Here is a 26,889-nt window from a genome sequence, read left to right on the forward strand (position 1 = left end):
AATAATGAATTCACCACCACTGGGGGTGTCCGTACGGACTGAGATTGACCCTTATCACCTGATCTAGATCATACTAGCGTAGGGAAGTGGCATATTTTTATATGCACACCATTCCGTTAGTGGTGTGTTTTTTTGTTTGAAATTTATAACGGAGGCTTCATCATGAAAAAAGGAAACAGTTTAACACTCACTGATATTTTAATTACTGTCGTTATCGCACTCGTTTTCGCTGTTATTTATTCTTTATGGGACGGAATTTATACTATTCTGCAGCCGTTCGGACTTCACTTAAATGAACTGGTTTACGGCATGTGGTTTATCGCTGCAATTGTGGCGTACTTAATTATAAGAAAGCCCGGTGTTGCACTGATTGCCGAGTTTGCAGCGGCTTCCGGGGAAACGATTGTACTGCTGCAGTTTGATGTCTCGCTGATTATGTATGGTTTAATACAGGGACTGGTTTGTGAGCTTGTATTCCTGTTCTTCAGATATAAGAGTACAAGCCTGATGGCGGCAGTTCTTGCCGGTATAGCAGCTGCTCTGTCAACGCTGCCACTCGATTGGTATTACGGTTATCTCGGACACCTTGAAACATGGAATCTGGCATTAATGTTCTCACTCAGAATTCTCAGTGGTGCGATTGTAGCCGGCTGGCTGGGTCATTTGCTCTATAAAGCTTTGAAAGAAACCGGCGTCTTAAAGTTTGTCGGTCGAAGAGCTGATAATTCACATGAAGGATTATAATATGTCTGGTGTAAATATAGAAAAATTGAATTTAAAATTTCCGGAAGCACCTGCCAAGCTTTTTAACGATTTAAATATTTATATCGAATCAGGGGAGAAAGTACTGCTGCTCGGACCGAGCGGTTCGGGAAAAAGTACGCTGCTGAATGTCATGGGCGGATTAATTCCCAATGTTATTCATACACCGATGAAAGCTGAGATTCTCGATATTCCTGATGATAATGCTTATGTGTTTCAGGATCCTGATTCTCAGTTTACGATGCCGACTGTTGCAGAAGAACTCGCTTTTATATTAGAAAACAGAAGTATTCCAAAAGAAAATATGGAACCGATGATGCTGGATGCACTGAAGCAGACCCGACTCGATGTGCCTCTCGACTTAAATATTAATAACTTATCCGGCGGAATGAAGCAGAAGCTGTCTATCGCTTCCGCACTGCTGCAGAACCCAGATACACTGTTCCTGGATGAACCGACAAGTATGCTGGACGATGAATCCGCAGCTTCGTTGTGGAACGTTATTGAGCAGATTTGGGAAAAACGCACAGTAGTTATCGTTGAACATCGTGTTGATTATATTTGGGATAAAGTCGACCGTGTCATTCTGATGAATGGCGCAGCACAGATTATCCACGAAGGTATACCCAATGACGTTTTAAGACATCACAAAGACCTTTTAAATGAATACGGTGTCTGGCATCCGGAATCGTGGCAGAAGGCTCCTGTATACGCTCCGCTGTCACCTCAGGATGAAGTACTGCTGAAACTGAAAGACCTGCATCTTGAACGCCGGGGCATGGAGATTCTGCACGTTGATCATTTAAGTGTTGGAAAAGGGGAATGGATTACACTAGAAGGCAAAAATGGCACTGGTAAATCCAGCCTGCTGCTTGCGATTATGAAACTCATTCCGGCAGACGGCAGCATTTATTACCGAGGTAAAATAATTAAAAAGACCAAACACATTGCGGGAAACGTATATCCTGTTTTCCAAAATCCGGAACTGCAATTTATTACACATAAAGTATTCGATGAAATTTTTATCAATATGGAATCCCGTTTTGAATACACGGAGGCAGTGCGCCGGACAGAGGTTATTTTAAATCAGTTCGGGCTGAATAATATTGCCCATCTGCATCCGCTTGAAATTTCCACCGGCCAGAAAAGACGCTTAAGTGTTGCAACAGCTCTCGGCGCTGTACCTGATGTGCTGCTGCTCGATGAGCCGACGTTCGGTCTCGATCAGAAATCAGCTTTTCGTATGCTCAGTATGTTTCATGAAATGACCGCCGCTGGCACAACGATAATTATGATTACACATGATGAGAATATTAAAGAACGCTATCCGTTGAGACGGTTGATTATTGAAAATGGAACACTTCATGAGAAGAGGACAAATCATGCTTGAAACGATAAAGAATTACAGCACCTTTATAGATAAAGCGAATCCGCTGACGAAAATACTGCTCGCGGCAATACTTTTTGCCACAGTAATTTTCATTCATAATCCGAACGTCCTCTTTCATCTGACAATACTCATACTCATAACATTACTGTGCCTAAGCGGTGTTAAAATTAAATATCTCGCCATGCTGCTGATTTTCATATTTATTTCAGGGTTCATCTCAAGTCTCTATATGATATTTTACGGTGAAGGTACTGAAACACTGTTTCGCTACGGCATTATTCATATTACTGAAGAAAGCTTTGTCAGGGGACTTCACATTACGATGCGCGGCGTTATTCTGTCGTTATTCGGTGCACTCGTTATATTTACGACGAAGATTACCGATGTGTTTTACGCTTTGATGATTCAGCTTAAAGTGAAACCTAAATATGCCTATTCTTTTATGGCAGCGATACGAATGGTGCCGATTATTGTCTCCGAATACTTCCAGCTGAGACAGGCGAGAAAAGTGCGCAGTGCACTGATTAACAAAAAACATATTTCTGGATTTAAAGGCCTGAAATCAACGATTGTCACATTGCTCAGCCAAAGTATCAGACGGGCATACAGACTCGGCATTGCTATGGAATCAAAAGGGTTCACAGACGGCAGCCGAACATATTATCACAGAACAACTTTCTCGAAATACGATTTATATTTACTGCTGATGATCGCTGCTGCAATATTTGCTGCCGTACAGCTTGGAGCAGTAATTTCTCCGTTCGAAAGTACTGATGCAAGATAAAAAAAGTCCGCTTAAAATGATGTGCACCCCTAAAGTTGAACTCCAAAATTCAACTTTAGGGGTGCTTTTATATGTATAGAAAACATTCAATCGATTTCAAGATTAAAGTGGTGAATGAGTATTTAACGGGGAACAATGGCTTTAACAGACTGGAAAGTAAGTATGGTATTACCAGTAGTTTAATCCGTACATGGGTCAATCAATTCAATCAAAATGGTGTTCAAGGATTGACGGCAGGGATGACAAAATCCACTTATTCCAAGTCATTTAAACTCGAGGTCATACAGTACCGTCTCGAACATCATTTATCATACAGGGAAACAGCGAATGCTTTTGACATACCGAATCCCTCAATCATTGCTCAGTGGCAGAGTCGGTATCATCAATATGGTATTCTGGGTTTAGAAACCCAACCGAAAGGCAGGCCGTCTAAACTGATGAATAAGAAACAATCCAGGAAGAAACGAAATGAAAGTCAGCCATTGAACGAAACAGAACGTGAGGAACTGGAACGTTTAAGAATTGAGAACCGTAAGCTGGAGGTCGCCATTGCCCTGGAAAAAAAGTTACAATCCTTAGCTCGAGACAAACGAACAAAGAAATAGTCAGAGTGATCATAGAGTTAAGGAAAACAGGGCGCTATCAGCTGAAAGAACTGCTTGAGACCGCAAAAATCGCAAAAAGTGTATTTAAGTACTGGAATGACCGGCTACCGGAGCAGCACGATAAAGAGGCTGAAATCGTCGAATCCATCCAGACGATCGTGGCTGAAAGCAAAGGCAGATATGGCTATCGTCGGGTCTGTTTGGCATTGAAAAATAAAGGGATGATAGTGAATCACAAGAAAGTGCTGCGTTTGATGCGGAAATATCAATTGCTTTGCGGTAAGTTTAAGCATAGAAACCGACAATACAAAGCATATAAAGGAAAAGTCGGTAAAATTGCTAAGAACAAACTGTCCCGCCGGTTTAAAACAGATCGTCCATATCAAAAAGTATTGACGGATATCACTCAGTTCAACATTCCAGCGTCCGGGGAGAAGCTTTACTTGTCGCCGTTCATGGATGCATTCAGCGGAGAGATTCTGTCTTGCAAAATCAATCGTTCACCCACACTGGATATCGCAATCGACCCTTTAATCGATTTGATTCAACAACGACCGATGTTGGACTATCGAATGACCGTCCACTCGGATCAGGGCTGGCACTATCAGCATAGACAGTGGGTCAAATACCTTAAGAAGCATCAGACATTCCAAAGTATGTCGAGAAAAGGCAACTGTCTGGATAATTCTCCAATGGAGAATTTCTTCGGGCTGTTGAAACAGGAAATGTTTTATGGCCAACAGTTTACGACCTATACAGAACTGGAATCTGCGATTCATCAATATATCGCTTTCTATAACAATGATAGAATTAAAACAAAACTAAAAGGCATGTCCCCTGTCAATTACAGGAGACACACCTTTAATAAAATCGCTTAACCAAAAGTTCAACTTTTGGGGTTCACTTCAAAAATTAAGCGGACTTTTTTGTATTCACTATTCTGCCGGAGTTCCCGGTTCAATGTCATATGATTTCTGTACTGTTTCGTTACGCTCGCCGAGACCGTCAGTTGTTTTCTTATCCCATACAGCCTGCTGTTTTTCTTTCAGCCCTGAAACCATCTTCTCAGGAATGACGTTGCGGTATTGCTTAGTCTCACCGAGTATGACTTTAATTGCCGGTTCCGTCACTTCGTGAGGGTCGAATTGTTCACTCGGGAATGCCGTTTTACTGTAATCAAATACCGTTTCACTGAGATCTGTCTCCCAGTTTTTCCACGTTTCAAATTCACGGTCATTAAATCCGGTTAAATAAGGTCCTGGATTAATCGTTGATACTTCCACATTGAATTCCTGAAGCTCTTTACTCAATGCCAGTGCAAAGGCTTCTACAGTATGCTTGGAACCTGAATACGGGCCGGACAGCGGATTTGTTGTAATCCCTGATACCGACGATACAAACACGATACGTCCGCTCTTATTCTCTACCATTTTACGGGCAAATCCTTTAGTTAAGAGTATCGGTCCAAAAACGTTAGCCTCGAACTGATGGCGTAGATTCTCTTCCGGTATATCAACTAATGAACCGCCTTCTTTGACTGCAGCGTTATTCACCAGCACATCAATATCCCACGTCCATGCTTTCTCACGGTCTTTAGCATTTGTTACGTCCAGTTTCTCAATCTGCATCGTCACACCGCGTTCGCGCGCTTCCTGCTCTAACGCTGAGACCTGCGACATCACTTCCACCGTTGCAATCACCGGATTGCCTTTTTCCGCCAGTGCAAATGCAATATTTTTACCGAAGCCTGTTCCGGCACCTGTAATAAGAACTGTCTGAGTCATTAAATAACCCTCCTGTTAATTTGATTCATTAGACTATATACCCTGTATAAATGATTTTAATTTCAGAATAGTGATTACAAATAAATATGGCGGGAATATAAATACTGTTTAAAGATGGAGGGATAATGATGGATTACAAACTACTGGGTAATTCAGGTTTAAATATTTCGAAGTACTCTCTTGGGACAATTCCATTCAGCGGCACAAACGGTTTTGAAGGCGCTGCGGATATGGGGCAGGAAACTGCAAATCATTTTGTCGACTATGCGCTCGATCACGGCATTAACCATTTCGATACAGCAAATCTGTACGCGAAAGGTGATGCAGAAATTGTACTCGGCAAAGCGCTGGGCAATAAGCGTAAAGATATGACGATTGCCAGCAAGACCGGTGTGCAGATTCAAGGCGGACCTAATGACGGCGGTGCAACTCGCATTAATATAGAATCCACAATTGATAAAACACTGGAACGTCTCGGGACGAATTATCTGGATCTTTATTATGTTCATATGTGGGACGGACGTGTGCCTGTTTCCGAAACAGTCCAGGTAATGAATGACCTGATTAAAAAAGGTAAAATCCGTTATTGGGGAGTTTCAAATTACAGCGGCTGGTCGTTAGCAAAAACACACACATTTGCAGTGGAAAATAATCTTATTCCGCCAGCCGCACATCAAATTTACTACACACCTGAATCACGCGAGGCGGAGTATGAACTGCTGCCTGCAGGGACAGAGCTTGGAATTGGCAACACAATCTGGTCGCCGTTAGGTGAAGGTATGCTGAATGGCAAAATTACCAGAAACCAAAAAGCACAGCCTGGCACACGCCAGGGCAATGGATGGGCCGAGCCGTACTTGAAAGATAAAGAATTCTTTTATAACCTCGTTGAAATGCTCCAGGATATTGCATCAAAACACAATGCCACAGTACCGCAGGTTGTTCTCGCGTGGCTTCGCGACAGACCCAATGTCGACTCGGTAATTATCGCTGCACGCAACAAGGAACAGCTTTATGAAAATGTGGCTTCTTATACGCTGCAATTATCCGATGACGACGTTTCACAAATTACAGATTTTACTGCTCTTGAACCAATTTACCCTCATTGGCACCGCGCAATGAACACGATGGATATGGCTTCTGAATCGGAAAAAGTATACCTCGAAGCGTATAACAAAACGATGACGCAGAAAGATCAGGAAATATAATTATTAAAAAAAATTGTTTAACGTGAAACATCTGCACGAGCGCTATAAACACTGTCATAACAGCACTTTAAAGCAGGGCGTTATAATATAACGCTACGCATTACTCCTGTATCTCCTGACATCAATTGCAGTTAATAAAAAATTGTGCAACAATTAGGACTTAAGCTATACAACTTTAGGAGATGATTCCAAATGAACATGCACAAATTAGTTAAAGTGCTGGCATCAGCGGGAATTGCAGCTACTGTCGTTACAAGCGCACATGTTGCAAGCGGAGATGACGGTATGAATACAGTCGAAGCAGCAGAATCTAAAAATTCAAATTATAAATATCAAGGCGATACAGGTTACGGTGATGGAAACTTCCTTCTTAACGATGCTCTTATAAAAACACTGGAAGAAGACGGTGATTTAGCATTCAACGGCCACGCTATTGAAGCTTCAGAAACTGATTACGAAAAACGTGCGAAGAAGAAATCCGAGTTTGTTGAAGAACACGATCAAAAGTTTACACTTCGCGGAGGAACAGCAACTAAAGTCGTCTTCCCGATTCAGGAAGAAACTTTATCAATTGATGAAGTAACTGAAGCATACGGGGACGACTACGAAGTAAAAAAAGATAAAGATGATAAATACGAAACGTATGTATATAAACTCGGCGACCAGAAAGACGAAGCTGAGAAAAACGTTATAGCATTCAAAGTAGAAAATGATTTTGTAACCCAGGGAACAATCGGTTACAGCAGTTCTTACTAAAAGAATAAAAATAAGAGACCTCCGGCAGTTTAATGATGATATGCCGTGAGGTCTCTTTTTATGATTAGCGGATCTGTATTGAACCGCCGTCAGCCATCAGTGTCTGGCCTGTCATATAATTTGAATCTTCTGATGCTAAAAACACAGCTATCGGACCGATATCTTTTTCAGGATCTCCCCAGCGTTTCATCGGCACTTTGGAAACAATTGCTTCGAATGTTTCAGGGTGCTCTTTCGACCACGCTTCAACCCCCGGTGTCATTGCGATTGGGCTGATGATATTCACATTAATACCATATTCTCCCCATTCGTTTGCTGCAACTTTTGAAATCGCACGGATCGCTTCTTTTGCTGCTGCATATGCCGTTTGTGTTTTTTGCCCTTCAAGACCTGCACCGGAGGCAAAATTAATTACGCTGCCTTTAGACTCTTTAAGATGCGGGAATGCACTTTGCATCAGATAAAATGTCGGATAAAATCCTGTGTCGAATGAGAAGTCCATATCTGCCTGTGTTGTATCTTCAAAGTTCACCTGTCTGGATGCATGTGCATTGTTTACAAGCACATCGAGTTTGCCGTATTTCTCCACAACAGTATCGACGATTTCATGCAGTTTTTCGCGCTCTGTTAAGTCCGCTTTAATGAACATTGAATCCGGTGATATTTCCTGAAGTTCACTCAGTACCGCGTTGCCCTGTTCTTCGTTCAGATCAACAATCGCTACTTTAGCACCTTCTTTTGCCATCGCTCTTGCCATACCGCTGCCTATCCCGCCGGCACCGCCTGTAATAATAACTGCTTTATCTTTTAATTTCATACTGATCACTCCATTTTGTACAATTTAACTTACATTGCTGTTAAGCCGCCATCAATAATGAATTCAGATCCTGTAGAATAGCTTGATTCTTCTGATGCCAGGAACAGCACCATATTTGTCACTTCTTCCGACTGAGCCATGCGGCGCATTGGGATGTGCTTCGCGAACTCTTTAATCTGTTCCACTGCATCGCCTTCAGTAACCATCGGTGTTTCGATTACACCCGGATGCACAGAGTTTACTCTGATACCAAGGTGTCCAACCTGCAGCGCAGCTGCTTTTGTCAGCCCTCTGACAGCAAATTTAGAGTCTGTATAGCCAACTGCACCGCCGACAATTCCGTTCATCGATGAAATGTTCACGATTGAACCGCCTTCAGCTTTTTGCATTGATGGTAATACTGCTTTAATACCAAGGAAGACAGAAACCTGATTAATATCGATAATTTTTTTATAATCTTCAACTGACATATCAAAAATGCTCTTGCTCATGCTGATTCCTGCATTGTTTACAAGAACGTTAACCGGACCGAAAGCCGCTTCTGTTTTCTCAATAACTTCCTGCCATCCTGCTTCGTCAGTCACATCGTGTTTTACAAACAGTGCATTATCTCCAAGTTCAGCAGCCAGTTTCTCGCCGACTTCTTCATTTATATCAGTAAATACAACTTTAGCGCCTTCTTCAACGAAACGGCGTACGTGTGATTCTCCCATACCTCTTGCTCCGCCTGTAACAATTGCAACTTTGTCTAATAATTTCGTCATATTATAATCCTCCAACAATGATAGTCTGACTCTCAATATAATTATAACGCTAATTTAACTGTTATGCTAATATTTAGACATGCATTATAATTAATATTTGAAAGGGGAAGATTGTATGTCAAAACAGCTGGCAAACAAAGAACGCCGTCATAAGGCTATTATCGATGCTGCCGAAAAACTGCTGATAGAAAGCAGCTGGGACAGCGTGCAGATGCAGGATATCGCAAAAGAAGCTGAAGTCGGTGTCGCAACACTTTTCAGATACTTCCCGAAAAAGCAGATGCTTATTATCGCAGTTGCCAATCAGATATTAACTGAAGAACTCGATTTTTACTGTGATATCAGTAAACAGGAGATAACCGGCATTGAAAAAGTCGAATCAATCTTTACGAGAGTAAATAGACTTGATAATCCCGGTGCATTAAAGAAATCGAAGTTTATCGATGTCTTTGAATCGAATATCAGCGAGTTCGATAATTTTGCAGCAGAAGCAAAAGATTACTTCGCCATACGCAATGATATTTCCAATATCGTAAGCAAAATTGTCCAAGAAGGTCAGACCGATAATACACTGCCTTCCGGCGAGGGTGTTACCGATGAAATTATGACGATGATTAATAACTACAGTCTTTTCGCACGGAAGCTTGCGCTGATGAAAGGTATTATGACATTGGAAAAGCACCCGGGTATCAGCACCCAGTTAAAAATTATGCATGACATGTATATGGAAAGACTCAGAGAATCTTAAAAATATATTCATCTTAAGGGGAATAGAGCTGGTGGGATTGTGATGAGATTAAATAGAACAAGATTTACAATGACATTTAATATTTCAGTAATACTGGTTTTTATACTTCTTATCTTTATTGCTCCATCGACTTTTCTTCAGGATTTCACACCTGAACAGCGAAGAACTGTGGGGCTTCTTGTACTTGCCATTTATCTATGGACCATTTCTCCTCTGCCGTCAGGAGCAGCGAGTATACTTCTTCTCGCGATGATGATGATTCTCGGACTTGTAGACTCAGTCGAAAGTGCAATGAGCGGATTTCTATCTTCTGCGCTTTATTTCATTTTAATTTTAACTATATTAAGCAGAGTGCTTGTGAAGACCGGTGTCGATAAAGTCGTCGCCTCGCAGCTGCTGAGATTGAATGAAAAAGGTCCTAAAGCGATAGCTGTTGCACTGCCGGTACTGATTGCAATACTCCCTGCACTTATGCCCTCCGCATTCGCACGGCTTAAAATGCTGCTGCCATTCGTAGACAGATTGAATGATTCATTCGGATTTTCAAATCACAGTGTTTTCAAGAAGTATGCATTATATGTTATCGGACTAATGAATCAGAACGGAACTATTATAGTCTATACCGGCGGAGGCTTCCCGGTTTTAGCAGCTCAGCTTTTAAATGACTACAATGTTGCTGATCTTGGATGGCTGGAATGGTTTCTTATTATTGCACCGCCGCTTTGGCTGGCGCTGCTTATCGTAAATATATTTGCATGGAATTACTTTAAATATTCCTATCCATCCGAAACTCCGGACAGCCAGGTCCAAAAAGCAATTCAGCCTGAAAAGTATTTTGAAACACCACGGGAGAGAAAAAGGTTCCAATTTGTAATAATGACTTTTTTGATGATGATTATAGTATGGGCACTAACAGATAATAATGTCGTTCCGACCTTGCTGCCGCCAATGATCCTGCTCGTTATTTACTCAATTCCGAAAATCGGTTTGCTGAATAATACAGATATCAGAGCATTTGACTGGGAAAGCTTTCTGCTTCTCGGCGCCTCTTTTTCCATCGGTATTTTACTGGATCAGAATGGAACAGCTGTAGTAATAGCAGAACATATGATGCAGTTTGTTCCCGAGGATTCCGGATTGATTTTTAAAACTGTACTTATTGCTTTGATTACATTTGTATTCAGAATGATATTTATTGTTCCTTCATCTGCCATAATAGTAATTTTTCCTATCGTAGTTTCTTATGCAGACATCACTAACATACCTGCATTAAGTCTTGCATTTCTTGTAATTTTAATTGTCGGCGGTACAAATATTTTGCCCATACATTCACCCACATCATATTTTGCATTTCAATCAGGAGTTCTCAGTAAAAAAGATCATTATATAATCGCTGCATTTTCAACAGGTATATTCATTATCACTGCAATAATCGCTGCATCCACTTATTGGACGCTATGGTTGTAAAAATAATTATTTGAAAATTTAATCTCTTGATTCAAAAGCAGCATCAATGCGATTTCTATTCTGTTATAATAGGCAATAGTCTACTTGAGAAAGAATGATTATATATGAAGCGTTTTTTAGAAGTAAGCCTTGAAACTAAAATTAATGGGATATTGATTGGCGTTATAAGCCTAATCATCATTTCATTGTCAGCTTTTTACCTTTATCACTCAGGCAATGAATATTACGACAATGCAAAAAGACTGACTCTCCAATCTGCAAAAACTATTTCTTTTTTACCATCAATAACTGACAGTGATAATTTAAAAGATAATGAAAAAATTCAGACGCTGACCAATCAGTATATTTTTGAGAATGATATAGATTTCGTTATCGTGAAAAATAAAGGAGGAACTATTCTGTCCCATCCAAACCCTTCAATGATTGGGGAACATGAACCATACGAGGAAGACATGCGTGCGAATATTTTTGGTGCTTACTATACGGAGGTAACCGATAAGTATATAGAACCTGCTGTTATAGCCATAGCTCCTGTCTATACGGGAAATGAAGTTAGGCAATTGAGCGGCGTAGTTAAAGTCGGTTATTTTGAAAGTAAAATTACTGAGAAAGTGCTGAATAAACTGTATCAGCTTTCATTCATTATTATCTTTTTCATCATTCTAAGTTTCTTTATCAGCAGATGGTTTGGAAAATACATAAAATCAGAGACACTAGGTTATGAACCAAAAGAAATTACTATGATTCTTAAAAACCGGGAAAATATTTTTTCAGCTCTGGATGAAGGGATCATTGCGGCTGATTTATCCGGAAAAATTATTTATGTTAATAAGGCAGCTCGTAAATATCTTGGAAACTCTGCAGATACTCACATGAATAATAATATCCATGATTACTTTCAAAATGATTTAGAAAGATATTTAAATCAAAATGACAGCAATAATGGTATCAGATACTTTGAAACTTATTTAGACGACAAAGAAATTGTTGTTATTGTTAATAATCTCTACGAAAAAGAAGAACGTTCCGGTCACGTCATTATATTAAGAGATATGACAGAGATGTCAGAGCTCTCCAATAAACTAACCATTGTAGAATCACTTTTTGATGATTTACGAGCACAAAGTCATGAATATAAAAACAGACTTCACCTTATTTCAGGATTGCTGGAAATGCAAAAATATCATGGCATACGGGATGTACTTGATGATGAAATAGATAATCTGGATTTATATGAAAAAAACCTGATTGGTATCGAAGAAGACCGAATAAAAGCTCTGCTGATTGCCAAAATGAATAAAGCCGCTGAAAAACAGGTTAATTTCAAAATCAATAATCAGAGCCAGATGATTCCTATTTCCAATAAACATAAAATTAATTCTCTGATTACTATTATCAGTAATCTCATTGACAATTCCATTGAAGCAGTGCTCGATCAGAATGAACCTGAAATCAATTTTTATATCGGTTATTTTGACGGATGGCTGGAAATTGCAGTTCAGGATAACGGCTGCGGTATAAATGATGAGGAGAACATCTTTAAAAAGGGTTATTCGACTAAGAACGGCGGTATCAACAGAGGCTACGGACTTTATAACGTTACTGCAAATGTTGAGCTTCTCGAAGGATATATAGACGTCAAATCCAGGAACGGTCAAACTGTATTCACCGTTGAAGTTCCTATAGCCGAGGAAGGAGAATATAATATTGAAAATTCTTATAGTTGAAGACGATTTTAGAATAGCAGAAATGTATAAGGAATACTTGTTGAAAAATGCACCTGAAGACGAGATACACATTGCTCTGAATGCAGCTGAGAGTCTAAAAACCATACAGAACCACGATATTAATCTCATGCTTGTAGATATTTACCTCCCCGATATGCATGGTGATAAATTAATAGAAAATGTTTTAAAACAATATCCTTATATGAACTTTATAGTAGTAACAGCAAGTCAGGAAAGTGAAAAGGTTAAAAATGCGATGCAGCTCGGCGCACTATACTATTTAGTCAAGCCTGTGAAACTGGATAAATTAAGTGAGACTGTTAATGACTATAAAAAGAAAAATGTGACTCTTTCAAAATCAATTGAACTGGAACAAGATGATATAGATATGTATTTCGGGCGCATAGGGACACCTGCGGTAAACAGTCTTCCAAAAGGCATTGACCCATTGACACTTAAAAAGATTGAAGAAGTTTTTTCAAACCAGCATGAATGGACATCATCCCAGCTGGGTGAGCATTTGGGAACTTCCAGAACAACGGTCCGAAGATATTTGGAATACATGAGAGAGTTGGGAAAGCTGACTGTTTCTCAGGATTTTGGAGATAAGGGACGGCCTGAAAAAAAGTATAGAAAGAACCTATCGTGAACTTTATGTTTTTTAATAACATAAAGTTCTTTATATTTTTAACTTTGGTAGCGTTTACATTTTAAGGTTGTCTATTTAAGATGGGTAGCAGTAACGAAAAATGAATTTTCAAACTATTGGAAGGGGATGTATTTTATGAAAGGCCATATGAAAATATTTTCAGGAATCATGTTATCCGCTGCTCTAGTGCTCGGAGGGTGCAGCAGCGGTGACAGTTCAGCAGATTCGGAAGCAGCTTATCCTACAAAGAATCTTGAAATCGTTGCACCTGCAACACCAGGAGGCGGCTGGGATACTACAGCACGTGCTATGCAAAATGTTCTTGATTCAGAGGGACTTGTTGAATCAAATATGAATGTTGTTAACAAACCGGGAGGCGGCGGTGAAGTCGGCTGGCAATATCTTAAAGGTAAAGACGGTCATACGATTTCAATTAACTCGAGTCTTGTAATCGCTAATAACCTTTTAGGTCAAAGTGAGCTTACATACGAAGACTTCACACCATTAGCAATTCTTGCAACAGAGTGGATGACGGTTGCAGTTCCCGGTGATTCTGAAATTGAAGACGGGATTGCGATGCTCGATCAGCTGAAAGAAGATCCTAAATCATTGAAAATCGGTGTAGGACCGGCTCTTGGAAACAATGACCATCTTTCATTCGTACGTGTTGCTGAAGATTATGGAGTAGACGTATCACAACTTGATTATATGATTTATGAAAGTGGCGGAGACATTCTGACTGCTCTGATGGGCGGACATATTGACGTTGCGACACTTTCACTTTCAGAATCACTTGATCAGCACCTGGACGGCAGCATCAACATTATTGCTACAACTGCAGATGCACCAATTCCGGAAGACGAAAGCATTCAGTCATGGCAGGATCAGGGCATCGACTTTACTTTCCCTCACTGGAGAGGAATCATGGGACCGCCTGATATGACAGAAGAAGAAATAGCTTACTGGGATGAAACATTCGGCAAAATGGTCGAAACCGAAGGATGGCAGCAGGTTCTGGAAAATAACAGCTGGGAAGACTACTACATGGACAGCGCAGAAACGAGTGCTTTCCTTGAAGAACAGAGTGCAATGTATGAAGATCTTATGCAAAAAGCAGGCTTAACTGAGTAACATAATTAAAATACGGAAAAGTGGGTGGAGATCATTAGATTTATAGTACCTTCAATCATACTGGTAATTTCCGTAATCTATCTGATACTGACATTTAACTTACCTGAGTCCAAAGTTGGAAATCCTACAGCAGCAATGAACTACCCGCTGCTGATAGGGTTTTCACTTTTAGGATTGTCAATTCTTTATATTCTGTCGGAAATCAAAGACAAGAAGAAAGCCTTCACAGCATTTAAGATATTTGCTGATAAAGAACTGACAGTAAAAGTTGTTGTTGTGATGGTATTCTGTTTAGGTTACACATTATTATTTGAACGCATCGGATTTTTAATTTCGACAGTGTTATTTTTAGGAGCTTTATTATTTTTAATAAACGGAAGACGCAAATGGATAATGAATATTACTGTAGCAGTTTTGTTTTCATTTATTTCATGGTACACGTTCTCAGAACTGTTAAGCGTCAGCTTGCCATAAAGGAGGCTTATCGATGGGTGTAGATTGGAATAGTTTTCTGGAAGGTTTAACAACAGCCTTAAGCCTCCAAAATATAATATTTATTATTCTCGGCGGACTGCTGGGAACAATTGTCGGTATGCTTCCGGGCCTTGGCCCTGCCACAGCGATTGCAGTTCTTATTCCGATTACATTTGGAATGGACTCTACAAGCGCGCTTGTTCTTCTTGGAGCAATTTACTATGGAGCAATGTACGGCGGTTCCAGAAGCTCGATTTTACTCAATACACCGGGTGACGGATCTGCAATCGCAGCAACATTTGACGGATACCCAATGACAAGAAAAGGGCAGGCCGGGCAGGCTTTAACATTAGCAACTCTTGCTTCTTTAGTTGGTGGTACCGTAGCAATTATCGGATTTGTATTTCTCGCCAAACCATTAGCAAACTTTGCATTGCAGTTTGGACCTGCAGAGTACTTCTTCCTGCTGTTATTCACACTGTCAGCTGTAGTTTCTCTCGCAAAAGGAAATATGATAAAGGGGTTTGTTTCAATGGCCCTTGGTCTTCTTATAACTACAATTGGTGTGGATTCACAGTCAGGTGTATATCGTTATACATTTGATATCCCGCACCTGAGCGAAGGAATCGATTTTCTTGTAGTTATTATCGGTATTTATGCTGTCGGGGAAGTGCTCTACAACATTTTACTTCTTAATGACGACAGTCAGAGAATTAAACAGAGTGTAGGTAAAACCTGGATTACAAAAGAGCAGTGGAAGCGTTCATTCTGGCCGACTCTCCGCCAGTCTCCTGTCGGTTTCCTGATAGGAATACTTCCAGGGGCCGGCGGTTCCATTGCCTCAATGATCAGTTATTCAACTGAGCAGCAGCTATCCAAAAAGAGTGAAGAATTTGGTAAAGGAGCACCTGAAGGGCTCGCTGCACCGGAGTCTTCGAATAACGCAGCGGCAATCGGTGCATTTATACCTATGCTTACTATGGGTATCCCCGGTTCAGGTACAACCGCAGTAATTCTCGGTGCTCTCATTATGCTTGGACTGCAGCCCGGACCGATGCTGTTTCAGAACCAGCCGGATGTTGTGTGGACATTCATTAACAGTTTAGCTATCGGTAACATCGCACTTGTTATTATGAATATACTTTTAATCGGGTTCTTAATTAAAATCTTAAAAACACCGCCTAAAGTACTCTATCCGATTATCTTAGTACTGGCATTTATCGGAACATACACACTCGGATACAGTATTGTCGACTTTTCTATTCTGATGATCTTTGGAGTTATCGGTCTGTTTATGAAGATCCTTAACATTCCTACTGCACCGCTGATTCTTGCAGTTATAATCGGCCACCAGCTGGAACAGAACTTCAGAATGGCAAGTGTAAGTTACGATAATGTCTTTGCAATGATGACTGCTTCACCAATTGCAATTTTATTTGCAGTATTAACTGTGTCATCTGTATTCCTTCCTATGATACTTGGACGTCTTTCAAGAGTAAAAGTTGATAATAAAGGATGATGAAAATTGACTTGGATTATTGAAGAATCAAAAAGCCAGCAGCAGCTGGCTTCAGATTTTATGGAACATGTAAAAAATGATAATGCATTACCAATTGTGGGAGCTCATGACGGCATGAGCTCCCTTTTGGCAAAAAAATGCGGTTTTAATCATCTGTATCTTTCCGGTGGCGCACTGTCGGCAAGTATGGGTATTCCTGACATAGGGCTTTTGACTCTGGAAGATGTCGCCGGCCGTGCACGCGAAATTATAAGAGCATCAAATCTTCCCCTGCTGGTTGATATCGACAACGGGTTTGGAGAACCTTTAAATGTTGCACGGACATGTCTCGAAATGGTCGAAGCAAGGGTAGCTGCTGTTCAAATCGAAGATCAGCAGATTCCTAAAAAATGCGGACATTTAAACGGAAAGAAACTGATTTCTGAAGATGATATGGTTAAAAAGATTCAAATGATTAAAAAGACTGCCCCAACGCTTAAAATTGTTGCACGCTCTGATGCATATGCTGTGGAAGGGATGCCAGGCATGACTGAAAGGCTTCACGCATATATAGAAGCCGGTGCCGACATCGTATTTCCCGAGGCAATGCGTTCTGAAGATGACTTCCGCTTTATGCGAAAAGAATTTAATGTTCCTGTACTTGCTAATATGACTGAATTCGGAAAAACAGATTATATTGATCTTGAAACCTTTTCTGAAATAGGAATCAATCTGGTTATTTTTCCTGTAACGTCACTCAGAGCTGCTGCTTATAATATCGAAACAACCTATAAAGTAATAAAAGAAAAAGGTACTCAGAAATCTGTACTGGATAAACTCCAGACTCGTAAAGAGCTGTATGAAATTCTAAAACTGCACGAATATGAAGAAATGGATTCAAAAATTGCCCGTACAGTACTGCCCGGTGAACAAGTAGATGACTGAGCAAGTATATAGTGCGCCCAATAGTAGAATCGGCTATATTATCTGAAACAGTAATTCTCTTGCCGAAGAATATTATTTATTTTATGTCCCGGTCCCATTTTATATTCTACGCTTGAATTCCAAGCCGTAATCATTACATTTTTTAATTAATAAATGTATACTCAAATTAAAAATAAGGCGGGATAATCAATGAGCAGTATTTATGATATAGAAGTTGAAAATAAAGACCACAGCACTTACACACTCGATAAGTACGAAGACCATGTAATAGTTATCGTTAACACAGCAACAAAATGCGGTTTAAGCGGACAGTTTGACGGACTTGAAAAGCTGTATCAGCAATATAAAGATGAGAAGTTTATCATTCTAGGTTTCCCATGTAACCAGTTTGCCAATCAGGAGCCGGGCAGCGCGGAAGAGGCTGCTGAGTCTTGCAAAATTAATTACGGCGTTACTTTCCCAATTCATGAAAAAATTAATGTTAACGGTGAGAATGAACACCCGTTGTACACTTATTTAAAAGAACAGCAGGGCGGATTGCTCGGCAGTAAAATCAAATGGAACTTCACTAAATTTGTAATAGACAGAAACGGTGAAGTCGTAAAAAGATTCGGACCTAAGGACGAACCCAAGAAAATGGACAGCCTTATACAGGAACTGTTGTAACAATATAAAAATACCTTACCGGAATTGTTCCGGTAAGGTATTTTTCATTTTCTATTGCTATTATTTTTCATTTTATCGATTAGTCTTTGCATCTCATCGATATAATTTCTTTCCTCTTCTTCTTCATTCACTTCATTAACATTCATCTGTTCTGTCTGTGCTTCTTTACGTTTTTCAGCATCGATATCTTTTTGAGTAATGATTTCGCCTTCAGGCGTCATATACTTCTTATGCATGTTGCGTGTTTCTTTGTCGATATAGCTGTAAAAGATCGGAATTACAAACAGTGTAAAGAACGTACTGCTGACGAGTCCACCGATGACTACTGTCCCCATAGGTGCAATCATCTCTCCGCCTTCACCGATACCCATTGCCAGCGGTAGCATACCAAGCGCTGTTGTCAGTGCTGTAATAATAATCGGACGGAAACGGTGCTGAACACTGATTTCGAGCGCTTCAATTGTCGGAATACCTTTTTCTTTCTGCTGATTCGTATAGTCGACAAGCAGTATGGAGTTGTTGACCACTATCCCGAGCAGCATTATAATACCGACGAATGACACAACGCTTAACGGGCTGTCTGTAAGTACCAGTGCCGCCATGACACCGACAATACTTAACGGCATTGCCATAATAACGATAAACGGATGTCTAAACGATTCAAACTGTGCAACCATGACCAGGTAGATAAATACTACACCTAAGACGATTGCGAGCAGCATTTGAGGAATCGCATCCCCAAGCATTTCAAGATCTCCCCCTACAGAATAGTGAGTATCTTCACTGAAGTCTGCGCCTGCAACGATATCTTCGACGTATGTGCCTGCTTCATTAAGAGACATATCTGAAGAATAAGTTACTGTCAGTTCACTTGTTTCTTCCTGGTCGTTGCGCGTAATTAACGGCAGCATTTCCGCCTCTTCAAGTGTTGCAACTTCACTGACCGCCACGTATTCACCCTCAGCATTCGGAATCTCAAGTGTTTCAAAATTCGACACGCTGTCAAGGTACGTATCCGGATATTTCACGTTGATGGACATGAACTCATCATCCGCTTCAACAGTTGAGGCCATGATACCATTTGATGCTTCGTACAATGCCTGACCTATTTGTGCAGGCTGCAGACCGTTCTCCCGTGCAGCTGCACGGTCGACCCTGATCTGCATTTCTTCCACCATGTCTTCTCTGCTCGAAGCAACACCTTCAATATCGCTGTCTGCTTCAAGTTCCTCAATAATAATTGCCTCGGATTCAGCTAGTCGCTCTGCGTTGCCGTCAGACACTCTCATCATCAGAGTATTCGGTTCCGAGCTCATACCGGACTGCGACATCGGAATCACATTAATATCTGCTGATTCATCCAATACCCCCATCTCATCTTCTATATTGCCGATAAATTCATTTGTAGTTACATTTCGGTCAGACTGACTGACCAGCGTTGCTGTAATACTCGCTTTGTTAGTTTCTTCTGTCATCGACATCATCGGCTGGAGTGATCCGACGCTGCTCAGATACATTTCAATTTCAGGATAGTCTTCAAGCTGATCTTCGATAAGCTGAACTGTTTCAAAAGTATCATCATAAATCGTACCCTGTTCTTTTTCTATTTCAATAGTAATCGCGCCTTCATCACTTTCAGGCATTAATGTCATACCCTGATTGATGACACCTGAAATACCTGCCGCCATAAGCAGTACAGTAATAATCATTACAAGCAGGCGGTGCTGCAGAGTCCAGCGTGTAAATCCTGTCAGCAGTTTCATATATGGTCTTTCAGTACGGACCTTTTCTATATTCTCCTCAGGCGCATCCAGTATGCGGCTCGCAATCATCGGCACAACTGTCAATGCGACGAACAGTGATGCAAAGAGACTGAATACGACAGTAATCGCCAGTGGTGTAAACAGCTGGCCGACAAGGCCGCTGACGAAAACCACAGGAGCAAATACGGCTGCAGTTGTCAGTGTTGATGCAATAATTGCAGAGGCGACTTCTTTCGTTCCGTCACTTGCTGCTTTCCCCGGATTTTTACCCATTGACAGATGACGGTATATATTTTCTATTACAACAACAGAGTTATCGACAAGCATCCCGATACCGAGTGCCAGTCCGCCAAGTGTCATTAAGTTAATACTTATATTTGTAAAGAAGAGCAGTGCAAACGTTGTGATAACCGAGAATGGTATAGCCAGTCCGATTATTAACGGTGCTTTTAAGTTGCGCAGGAATGCAAACAGAATAACCATTGCAAGTATTGCTCCGGAAATCAGAGAAGTGTATACACTGTTAATCGCGAGATCGATATATTCACCTTCATCGTACAGCGTTTCAACGGTTAAGTTGCTGAATTCATCTTCTTCCAGTTTTTCATCAAGTACCTCATTGAATTCGCTGTTAACGTTCGATGCATTGGCATCTGATGCAAGCATTACATCAATAGAAAGTGCATTATCCTGGTTGAGTCTCGTAATCGAGTTGCTGTCCTGTTCTTCTATGGAGACGTCTGCAATATCATCAAGTGTCAGCGTTTTACCTCCGGGAAGGTCGGCAATGACCAGCTCACTTAGTGTTTCAACACCGTCGATATCGCTTATTGTACGTGTCGAGATGGCAGTACGGTCTTCGGTATCGACAATTGTGGCATTCGGTATCGAGATGTTGTTTGCCTCAATCAGCCCGGCAACATCGCTCTGGCTCATATTCCCTTCCGACAGGGCATCTACATCGAGATTAACCTGTATTTCCTCAACAACCGTACCGTTTTGTGAAATCGATGCAACACCTTCAATATTCTCAAGTGCAGTAATTAAATTATCTACCTGTCCCTGATATTCAGCGATATCATCACCACTCGATGTGACGGCCATTTGGATACTCGGCATCATGGAAATATCAAATTCAAGGAATGACGGGTCTCCAGCCTGATCCGGCAGCTGAACACTCTCAAGCGCTCTTGTAATGTCACTTTCCACTTCATCAATCGTCATATCATAGCCGAATTCCAAAATAACAATGGAGGAGTTCTCCTGTGATTGAGATGATATATTTGTCAGGCCGTTTATGGATGACAATTCCGACTCAATCGGTTTTGTGACATCCTCCATTACTTCTTCAGGCCCTGCCCCCTGATACGTAGTAGCCACTGCCGCAACAGGCGGCTGAATGTTCGGCATTAGCTGCAGCGGCAGTCTTGTTAATGACACCATTCCAAGCAGCATAAGTATTATCATAACGACGATTGTAAACTTGGGACGTCGTATGGAAAAATCCGATATTTTCATATGTACTCTCCTTATATATTCGTTCATTTATTTAAGCCGGCGGCTTGTTATATAATCCCTTATAATCATAATAAAGTAGTTGAACACATTCAATAAAAAATAATTTTATATGTGCCTGAAACTAATAAGAAGTGTCGGAATTGAGTCGAAGGAGTAAGTAAAGCCCCGGAATTAATCAGTTCCGGGGCTTTGGTTTCAATGGTTATTTCCTTTTCCATAATTCAAATGTATGCTCATATATATTTTTATCATCAACGATACCTTTTTCTGTTTCAACCAGTTCAAATTTACTGTAGTCAAAATTCTCATCGAAGTACGTATCGCCATCGAATGTTTTATGAATGACCGTCCGGTATAATTCATCGACTTCATCTTCAAACATTTTAAACAGTACCGCACCGCCGATAATATAAAGGTCTTCATCGCCGTTTCTCTCAAGCTCGAGAATTTCTTCTTTTGAATGCACAACAATCGCACCCGGTGCCTCGTAATCCTGCCGGGTTGTCAGCACGATATTCTTCCGGCCTGGAAGGGGCCTGTTCGGAATTGTTTCATAAGTCTTACGTCCCGTGACGATATCTCCGCGCATTGTAATTTTTTTAAAAAAGGCCACATCTGCAGGCAGGCGCCACGGCAGTGCATCACCTTTACCAATCAGTCTGTTCTCATCTTCAGCCCAAACATAAGCGAGCATATACATCTCTCCTTTAACACCCGGATGTTTCTTATAAAATATATACCCGGATACCATCCTGATTATTCATTGATTTGGAGAATCCATACACACCAACGCTTATAACATGGAGCGTTATAAAGTAACGCTCCATGTTATTTTATATAATCAGCCAGGATTTCCCGGTAGAACGAGTCTTGTCCAATCACAACAACACGGTCGCACACTTCTTTAATTTCACTCATATCATGTGAAGTATAAATAATAAGTGTATCGTTATTGACCGCCATTGTTTTTAAAAACTCTCCAATTTCTATTCGGGATTTCAAATCTATACCTGCCGTCGGTTCATCCAGCAGCAGAAATTCAGGGTCGTTAATTAAACTGATTGCCAGATTTAATTTCCGTTTCATTCCACCTGAGAGTTTGTTAACTTTCGTATCATGTCTGTCGAGCTGTATGTTATTCAGGAGTCCTTTTAATTCCGGTAGAGTTTTTTTGACCGGTGACAGCCTGGCAAAGAATTTCATATTTTCAAGTACAGTCAGATCTTCCCATACAGCGATATCCTGAGGGACATAACCGATTCTTTTTCTGTGTGCTTTAAAATGCTTCCTGTACGATTTGCCGTTTAAATACACTTCACCGGAGTCCGGTTTAGACAATGTGGCTAAAATCTTCAGGAGAGTTGATTTACCCGCGCCGTTTTCACCGACGAGACCAATAACTTCTCCGCGTTTTGCCGTCATGCTAAAGTCGTCCAGTACACGACGTCTGCCGTAGCTTTTATTAACCGACTTAACTTCGAGCATTACTATCCCTCCACATCCAAACAAACATCAGCAGTATAAGTATAATCAGCCATGGAATGTTTAAATTATTTTCTGTAAAAATCCGTACCGGATGAAGTGCCGAAATGACATGTATCCCTGTAACGGAAATAATGACCGGCATTGCAACATGGAGTACAAGAACAGTCATTGCCACCGCAATTGCCAGCTGATAGAGCTTTACCGGTGTGCTCACGGCTGATGCAAGCAGAAAAGCGATGCTGTTAACAACAATTCTGTACATAACGAGTGACAGCAGACTGATATCCGCCGACAGCTTGTCACTGATTATCATCCAGGTAATGCCGTCTATGACCAGCATCAGGCCGGTCATCAATACGAAGGTCAGTATCATAAATGACTTGTAGGAATACTTCATAAACGTAAATCTGACACCTGCTCCACCGACGGTTTCACGTGTAACAAAGTCGAATGTAAAAATGGTAATAATCAGCGTAATATAGGCCCATACCGCCCATGGGTTTAAACCTGTCTGTTCCTCTGTGTCCGTCCGTTCACCGTGGAAATAAAACACCTGTTGCACGAGATTTGTACCGGTCTCAATACGCTCGCGTTCAGCAGCAATTTCCTCACCCGACACTTCATTTTCAGCAAGCATCTCTTCCTGCATATTCATTACAAAATCAACTGTGCCGTATGCTCCCATCCGTTCCTGGATGACCGATGCCGCAAGTTCTTTTGCCGGTTCATAATAAATCGAACGATCTGTAAAATACGTCTCTATTAAGTTTCTCCGCTTTACGTCACGCACTTTTTCTTCATAGTCTTCCGGTAAGATGAATACACTGTCCAGCTGATATTGTTCAAGCTCTCTTAACACAGCCTGACTTTCTGTGTCATCAAATACTTCAACGTCCATAAACTCGCTGCCGGCAAGTCCTTCTGCAAAATAATCCGCTTCAGCACTCTGTTCATGGACAATAACCGCAACAGGCACCCTGAAATCATCGCTGGTATTATTAAATACTGCTGATGCTGCAAGCGTCAAAAAGAGTGGCAGTGTAAGCCATATCAGTATTTTCGGCAGCCGGCGTTTTATAAGCAGCCATCTTGCATAGATCATATCAGTCATAATAATCCACGCTCCTTTAAGACAGCCAGTACTAAAAATAAGCCCGAAACACCAGCAAGTGTCAGTATCATAACGTCAGTTTCCATCGTAAACCGGCCGTTTAAAATAATCTCTTCCATCCACGATAATCCCTGGTAGCTGTACATATATTCAAATATCCGGTCCATATACAACGGGAAATAGATTCTGGGAATAATGCTCCCTGCAAATAATATAATCAATATCTGGAATGCCAGCTGTGCAACGATACCCAGTTTAAACGACGGAATGAGCCAGTCGATAATAACCATAATGATTACCGTCGTATATATATGGAGCACAATTAAAACGAGCAGCCGTATCATATTTTCAAAATCCAGTTCAATACCGCCGAAAAACAGAACCCAAAATGTTATAAAGGCTGATGCAGCCGTGACAAGCGTGCCGACAGTCAGTACTTTTGCTGCACCGCGGGAGAGGTAAGTGACACCGAACACTTGCATGCGGTCTTCGAGATTGCTGCTCACGTCACGCATTAACGCTGTATAGAGCATATACACCCAGAGTGTCATAATGATAAACAGCGCATTTACGATAAAATACAGATTCCCCGCACTGACATTCTGGGTTCTCTCATGTTCATCCATTAAGGTTCCACTTGAAAGCACCTGAATAAACTGGCTGACAAACTCCTGAAAAATCAATTCATGACGCTCTTCATCATTCATACCAAATTCTTTTGCGTAGTGGTTAATTGTTAATATTCCCGCCTGTGAGTTTCTGATATGCCTCACGACCGTGTCAATCACGCTGCTGATGACATAACTTTCAAGCTTCATATCGGGATTACCAACGACAACCAATTCACTGGATTCCCCCTGCATCATTCTTTCCGTAAATTTCCCGGGGAATATTATATAAGAGACCAGCTCATTATTTTCGATCATCATTTCTGCATCCGCTTCTGACAGTACCGTCATCTCAAATCCGTCTGCAACATCGGCCGAATCGGCAAGTGCAGATACAATCATTTCCGTCTCTTCGCTGTCATCTAAATTGACGAGACCGACAGACATTTTATCCGGATCATCAAACGACAGAAATGAACTCAGCATCCAGATCACAAGACTCAGAAAAATGACCGGTGAAATGAAAATAAGAGGAAGTGTCAGCCACTTCCTCCTAAGTCTGCTGATGTCGTTAGCGATGAATACAAATATATGCTTCATTTTTCTCATCGCTGACGCATCCTTTCATGTTTAATTAGAATCCTGACGGTGCTCCGAAGTTTTCTGTCACCCATTCTTCGAATTGCGGACCGACTTCATCGTTAAAGTATGAGTTCAGTTCATCCTCACTCATCTGACCGATATTTTTCTCGTTATCCTCACCCGGCAGTTCAATTTCACTTACCGTCTCACTATCACTGGCAAGATTCAGTACGAACGTATCTTTCGTAACATTCATGCCGTCTTCAGCATAAAATGTCATATCCCCGGTCGCCTGATCATCGTTATAAACAGAATTGCTTTCAACATATAACGTTAATGGTGAACCGAACAACTCTTCGTTAAAACTGATATCTGCATTCCAGATTTCATTGTCTTCTTCTTCAGATTTAACCGAATTGATTATTACAAGGTCACCTGAAATATCGTCAGCATCGGCTCTTAAAGTGATTGTATCTTCATAGCCTGTTTCAGTTTCGTTTAAATCTGCAGTGTAGCCGAATACTGTTTCCATACTATCATCTGACACAGCAATATCGTAGTTAGTCACTCTGCTGTTTTCTTTAACTTCAGTCGTACCATCGACTGCAATCTGACCTGTAGAGTCGTCAATCGTCAGGGCAGTATCCATATCGCGCTGTATAATATTGTCGTCGCCGTCTGTCCAGATTATTGAAGTCAGACCATCAGGGAAACCAAGATCTTCAACATTTTCTGCAGCTTCTTTTAATGAATCGTTAAACTCCGTCGCTGCTTCTTCACCCGTCGGCGCTTCCGGATTACCCACATTTGCTGCCATCATCTGCGTTTCTATAATGTTGGCAAGTTCTTCGTCTTCAGCCATCTTATTGAATAAATCTCTCAGGAACGTATGAATCTGTTCCTCGGTTAAAGTCATAGTCAGCTTATCTGCATTGACCGTATTATCTCCAACAGTAATTTCTTCACTTTCTGATTCAAAAGCTTCATCAGGAAGATTTTCTCTGATGAATGAAGAATACTCATCTTTAAAGTATTCGCGCTGTGTTTCTGTCATTGCACTGGATTCAAAGAAGACCGAGTAGTCAATATCTTCTTCACCGGTAAATGTTTCCGGATCCAGCTTATGCAGGAATGAAGCTGCATCTTCTTCGTTAACCACCATATACTCTTCGACAAACGGCAGTGTTACACCTGCTTTTTCACCTGTAATGTATGCATGTACGTCTGAAATGGAGAACCCTGCAACATCGGCGTTAAGTCCTAATGTACTGACTTCATTCGCCACATCCTGTCCGACATCCAATTTAATATTAGAGTTGTTAATCATGTCTGTCATCCCCATTTCCTGGAATGACGGATCGTTTGTCTCAGCTGTAATATCCACTGTTGACTGAATCGCATTTTCCTGAGCATGTTCATACCAGTCCAGCTCGCTCTCAAAGCGCTCTTCAAACAAACCGAAAGAATCCTCCACACTGTCGAGCTCAGCCAACAGGTAGTTGTTTTTCGGGTTGTTCACCATCGTTTGAAACAGAATGTATGCCCCGATTGCCAGTACCGCAATGACCCCGACGGACACACCTAAAATTGTTAAACCTTTCTTCCCCATAAAAAATCCTCCTCTGCTTGCGCTAATTTACTCTAATA

The 26,889-nt window shown here is 41.0% G+C and carries 25 protein-coding genes and 1 riboswitch; of the genes, 16 read left to right on the forward strand and 9 right to left on the reverse strand.

The window, feature by feature from the left end; genetic code table 11:
* Positions 1-11: 11 nt before the first annotated feature.
* Positions 12-102: riboswitch (TPP riboswitch) on the forward strand.
* A 60-nt stretch (positions 103-162) separates the two neighbouring features.
* From RZ44_RS07435 to RZ44_RS07455, 5 genes are all read left to right on the forward strand, one after another.
* Positions 163-744, forward strand: a complete 582-nt coding sequence (locus RZ44_RS07435; protein WP_026859440.1) for an ECF transporter S component — start codon at positions 163-165, stop codon at positions 742-744.
* A gap of 1 nt (position 745) precedes the next feature.
* Positions 746-2,152: an ABC transporter ATP-binding protein gene (locus RZ44_RS07440; RefSeq protein ID WP_035810015.1), complete on the forward strand. Its 1,407-nt coding sequence runs from the start codon at positions 746-748 to the stop codon at positions 2,150-2,152.
* Entirely contained in the window at positions 2,145-2,936 is a 792-nt protein-coding gene (locus RZ44_RS07445) for an energy-coupling factor transporter transmembrane component T family protein (protein ID WP_035810017.1), read from the forward strand. Before RZ44_RS07440 ends, RZ44_RS07445 begins: the two co-directional genes overlap by 8 nt.
* A 71-nt stretch (positions 2,937-3,007) precedes the next feature.
* Positions 3,008-3,541 carry a helix-turn-helix domain-containing protein gene (locus RZ44_RS07450; RefSeq protein ID WP_035810019.1) on the forward strand — a complete coding sequence of 178 codons (534 nt, stop codon included), beginning with the start codon at positions 3,008-3,010 and terminating at the stop codon, positions 3,539-3,541.
* Between the two features lie 5 nt (positions 3,542-3,546).
* A complete protein-coding gene (locus RZ44_RS07455; protein ID WP_081962374.1) occupies positions 3,547-4,419 on the forward strand; it encodes an IS3 family transposase in 873 nt (290 codons plus the stop codon).
* 57 nt (positions 4,420-4,476) lie between these two features.
* Here RZ44_RS07455 and RZ44_RS07460 read toward each other — a convergent pair whose 3' ends face one another.
* Positions 4,477-5,325: an SDR family oxidoreductase gene (locus RZ44_RS07460; RefSeq protein WP_026859437.1), complete on the reverse strand. Its 849-nt coding sequence runs from the start codon at positions 5,323-5,325 to the stop codon at positions 4,477-4,479.
* 128 nt (positions 5,326-5,453) lie between these two features.
* On the opposite strand from RZ44_RS07460, the gene RZ44_RS07465 reads away from it, so the two are divergent.
* Positions 5,454-6,533 carry an aldo/keto reductase gene (locus RZ44_RS07465; protein ID WP_035810021.1) on the forward strand — a complete coding sequence of 360 codons (1,080 nt, stop codon included), beginning with the start codon at positions 5,454-5,456 and terminating at the stop codon, positions 6,531-6,533.
* Positions 6,534-6,725: 192 nt separating this feature from the next.
* Positions 6,726-7,289: an immunodominant staphylococcal antigen IsaB family protein gene (isaB, locus tag RZ44_RS07470; RefSeq protein ID WP_035810022.1), complete on the forward strand. Its 564-nt coding sequence runs from the start codon at positions 6,726-6,728 to the stop codon at positions 7,287-7,289.
* Positions 7,290-7,353: 64 nt separating this feature from the next.
* On the opposite strand, the gene RZ44_RS07475 is transcribed toward isaB, so the two are convergent.
* Together RZ44_RS07475 and RZ44_RS07480 are read right to left on the reverse strand one after the other, a co-directional pair.
* Positions 7,354-8,106: an SDR family NAD(P)-dependent oxidoreductase gene (locus tag RZ44_RS07475; RefSeq protein ID WP_035810025.1), complete on the reverse strand. Its 753-nt coding sequence runs from the start codon at positions 8,104-8,106 to the stop codon at positions 7,354-7,356.
* A gap of 29 nt (positions 8,107-8,135) precedes the next feature.
* Positions 8,136-8,870: a glucose 1-dehydrogenase gene (locus RZ44_RS07480; protein ID WP_035810027.1), complete on the reverse strand. Its 735-nt coding sequence runs from the start codon at positions 8,868-8,870 to the stop codon at positions 8,136-8,138.
* Between the two features lie 115 nt (positions 8,871-8,985).
* On the opposite strand from RZ44_RS07480, the gene RZ44_RS11045 reads away from it, so the two are divergent.
* From RZ44_RS11045 to RZ44_RS07525, 9 genes are all read left to right on the forward strand, one after another.
* A complete protein-coding gene (locus RZ44_RS11045; protein ID WP_052108885.1) occupies positions 8,986-9,618 on the forward strand; it encodes a TetR/AcrR family transcriptional regulator in 633 nt (210 codons plus the stop codon).
* A gap of 42 nt (positions 9,619-9,660) precedes the next feature.
* A complete protein-coding gene (locus tag RZ44_RS07490) occupies positions 9,661-11,085 on the forward strand; it encodes an SLC13 family permease (protein WP_035810029.1) in 1,425 nt (474 codons plus the stop codon).
* 104 nt (positions 11,086-11,189) lie between these two features.
* Positions 11,190-12,812, forward strand: coding sequence for an ATP-binding protein (locus tag RZ44_RS07495; protein ID WP_035810031.1), 1,623 nt, complete (start codon positions 11,190-11,192; stop codon positions 12,810-12,812).
* Positions 12,793-13,461 carry a response regulator gene (locus tag RZ44_RS07500; RefSeq protein ID WP_052108886.1) on the forward strand — a complete coding sequence of 223 codons (669 nt, stop codon included), beginning with the start codon at positions 12,793-12,795 and terminating at the stop codon, positions 13,459-13,461. The genes RZ44_RS07495 and RZ44_RS07500 overlap by 20 nt, the downstream gene beginning before the upstream one ends.
* A gap of 135 nt (positions 13,462-13,596) precedes the next feature.
* Entirely contained in the window at positions 13,597-14,592 is a 996-nt protein-coding gene (locus tag RZ44_RS07505) for a tripartite tricarboxylate transporter substrate binding protein (protein ID WP_052108889.1), read from the forward strand.
* Between the two features lie 24 nt (positions 14,593-14,616).
* Positions 14,617-15,066: a tripartite tricarboxylate transporter TctB family protein gene (locus RZ44_RS07510; RefSeq protein ID WP_052108893.1), complete on the forward strand. Its 450-nt coding sequence runs from the start codon at positions 14,617-14,619 to the stop codon at positions 15,064-15,066.
* A 13-nt stretch (positions 15,067-15,079) separates the two neighbouring features.
* Positions 15,080-16,585, forward strand: coding sequence for a tripartite tricarboxylate transporter permease (locus tag RZ44_RS07515; RefSeq protein ID WP_035810038.1), 1,506 nt, complete (start codon positions 15,080-15,082; stop codon positions 16,583-16,585).
* Positions 16,586-16,591: 6 nt separating this feature from the next.
* The gene (prpB, locus tag RZ44_RS07520) at positions 16,592-17,509 is read left to right on the forward strand and encodes a methylisocitrate lyase (RefSeq protein ID WP_035810041.1); all 918 of its coding nucleotides are present in this window, start codon (positions 16,592-16,594) and stop codon (positions 17,507-17,509) included.
* A 189-nt stretch (positions 17,510-17,698) separates the two neighbouring features.
* Positions 17,699-18,175 (forward strand): glutathione peroxidase, encoded by a 477-nt coding sequence (locus tag RZ44_RS07525; RefSeq protein WP_035810044.1) that lies wholly within the window; start codon positions 17,699-17,701, stop codon positions 18,173-18,175.
* A gap of 44 nt (positions 18,176-18,219) precedes the next feature.
* Here the strand turns inward: RZ44_RS07525 and RZ44_RS07530 are convergent, their stop codons facing one another.
* From RZ44_RS07530 to RZ44_RS07555, 6 genes are all read right to left on the reverse strand, one after another.
* Positions 18,220-21,456 (reverse strand): efflux RND transporter permease subunit, encoded by a 3,237-nt coding sequence (locus RZ44_RS07530; protein ID WP_035810045.1) that lies wholly within the window; start codon positions 21,454-21,456, stop codon positions 18,220-18,222.
* A gap of 202 nt (positions 21,457-21,658) precedes the next feature.
* Positions 21,659-22,150, reverse strand: a complete 492-nt coding sequence (locus RZ44_RS07535) for a dihydrofolate reductase (protein WP_035810047.1) — start codon at positions 22,148-22,150, stop codon at positions 21,659-21,661.
* A gap of 134 nt (positions 22,151-22,284) precedes the next feature.
* Positions 22,285-22,941 (reverse strand): ABC transporter ATP-binding protein, encoded by a 657-nt coding sequence (locus RZ44_RS07540; RefSeq protein ID WP_035810049.1) that lies wholly within the window; start codon positions 22,939-22,941, stop codon positions 22,285-22,287.
* Positions 22,928-24,052 carry an ABC transporter permease gene (locus tag RZ44_RS07545; protein WP_035810052.1) on the reverse strand — a complete coding sequence of 375 codons (1,125 nt, stop codon included), beginning with the start codon at positions 24,050-24,052 and terminating at the stop codon, positions 22,928-22,930. The genes RZ44_RS07540 and RZ44_RS07545 overlap by 14 nt, the downstream gene beginning before the upstream one ends.
* Complete coding sequence (locus RZ44_RS07550; RefSeq protein ID WP_035810057.1) at positions 24,049-25,269, reverse strand: ABC transporter permease; 1,221 nt, start codon at positions 25,267-25,269, stop codon at positions 24,049-24,051. The genes RZ44_RS07545 and RZ44_RS07550 overlap by 4 nt, the downstream gene beginning before the upstream one ends.
* A gap of 25 nt (positions 25,270-25,294) precedes the next feature.
* On the reverse strand, positions 25,295-26,851 hold the full coding sequence (locus tag RZ44_RS07555) for a DUF6583 family protein (protein WP_035810061.1): 1,557 nt from the start codon (positions 26,849-26,851) through the stop codon (positions 25,295-25,297).
* Between the last annotated feature and the right edge of the window lie 38 nt (positions 26,852-26,889).

Origin of the sequence: Jeotgalicoccus saudimassiliensis (genome assembly GCF_000756715.1) — a bacterium.
Taxonomy (GTDB): domain Bacteria; phylum Bacillota; class Bacilli; order Staphylococcales; family Salinicoccaceae; genus Jeotgalicoccus; species Jeotgalicoccus saudimassiliensis.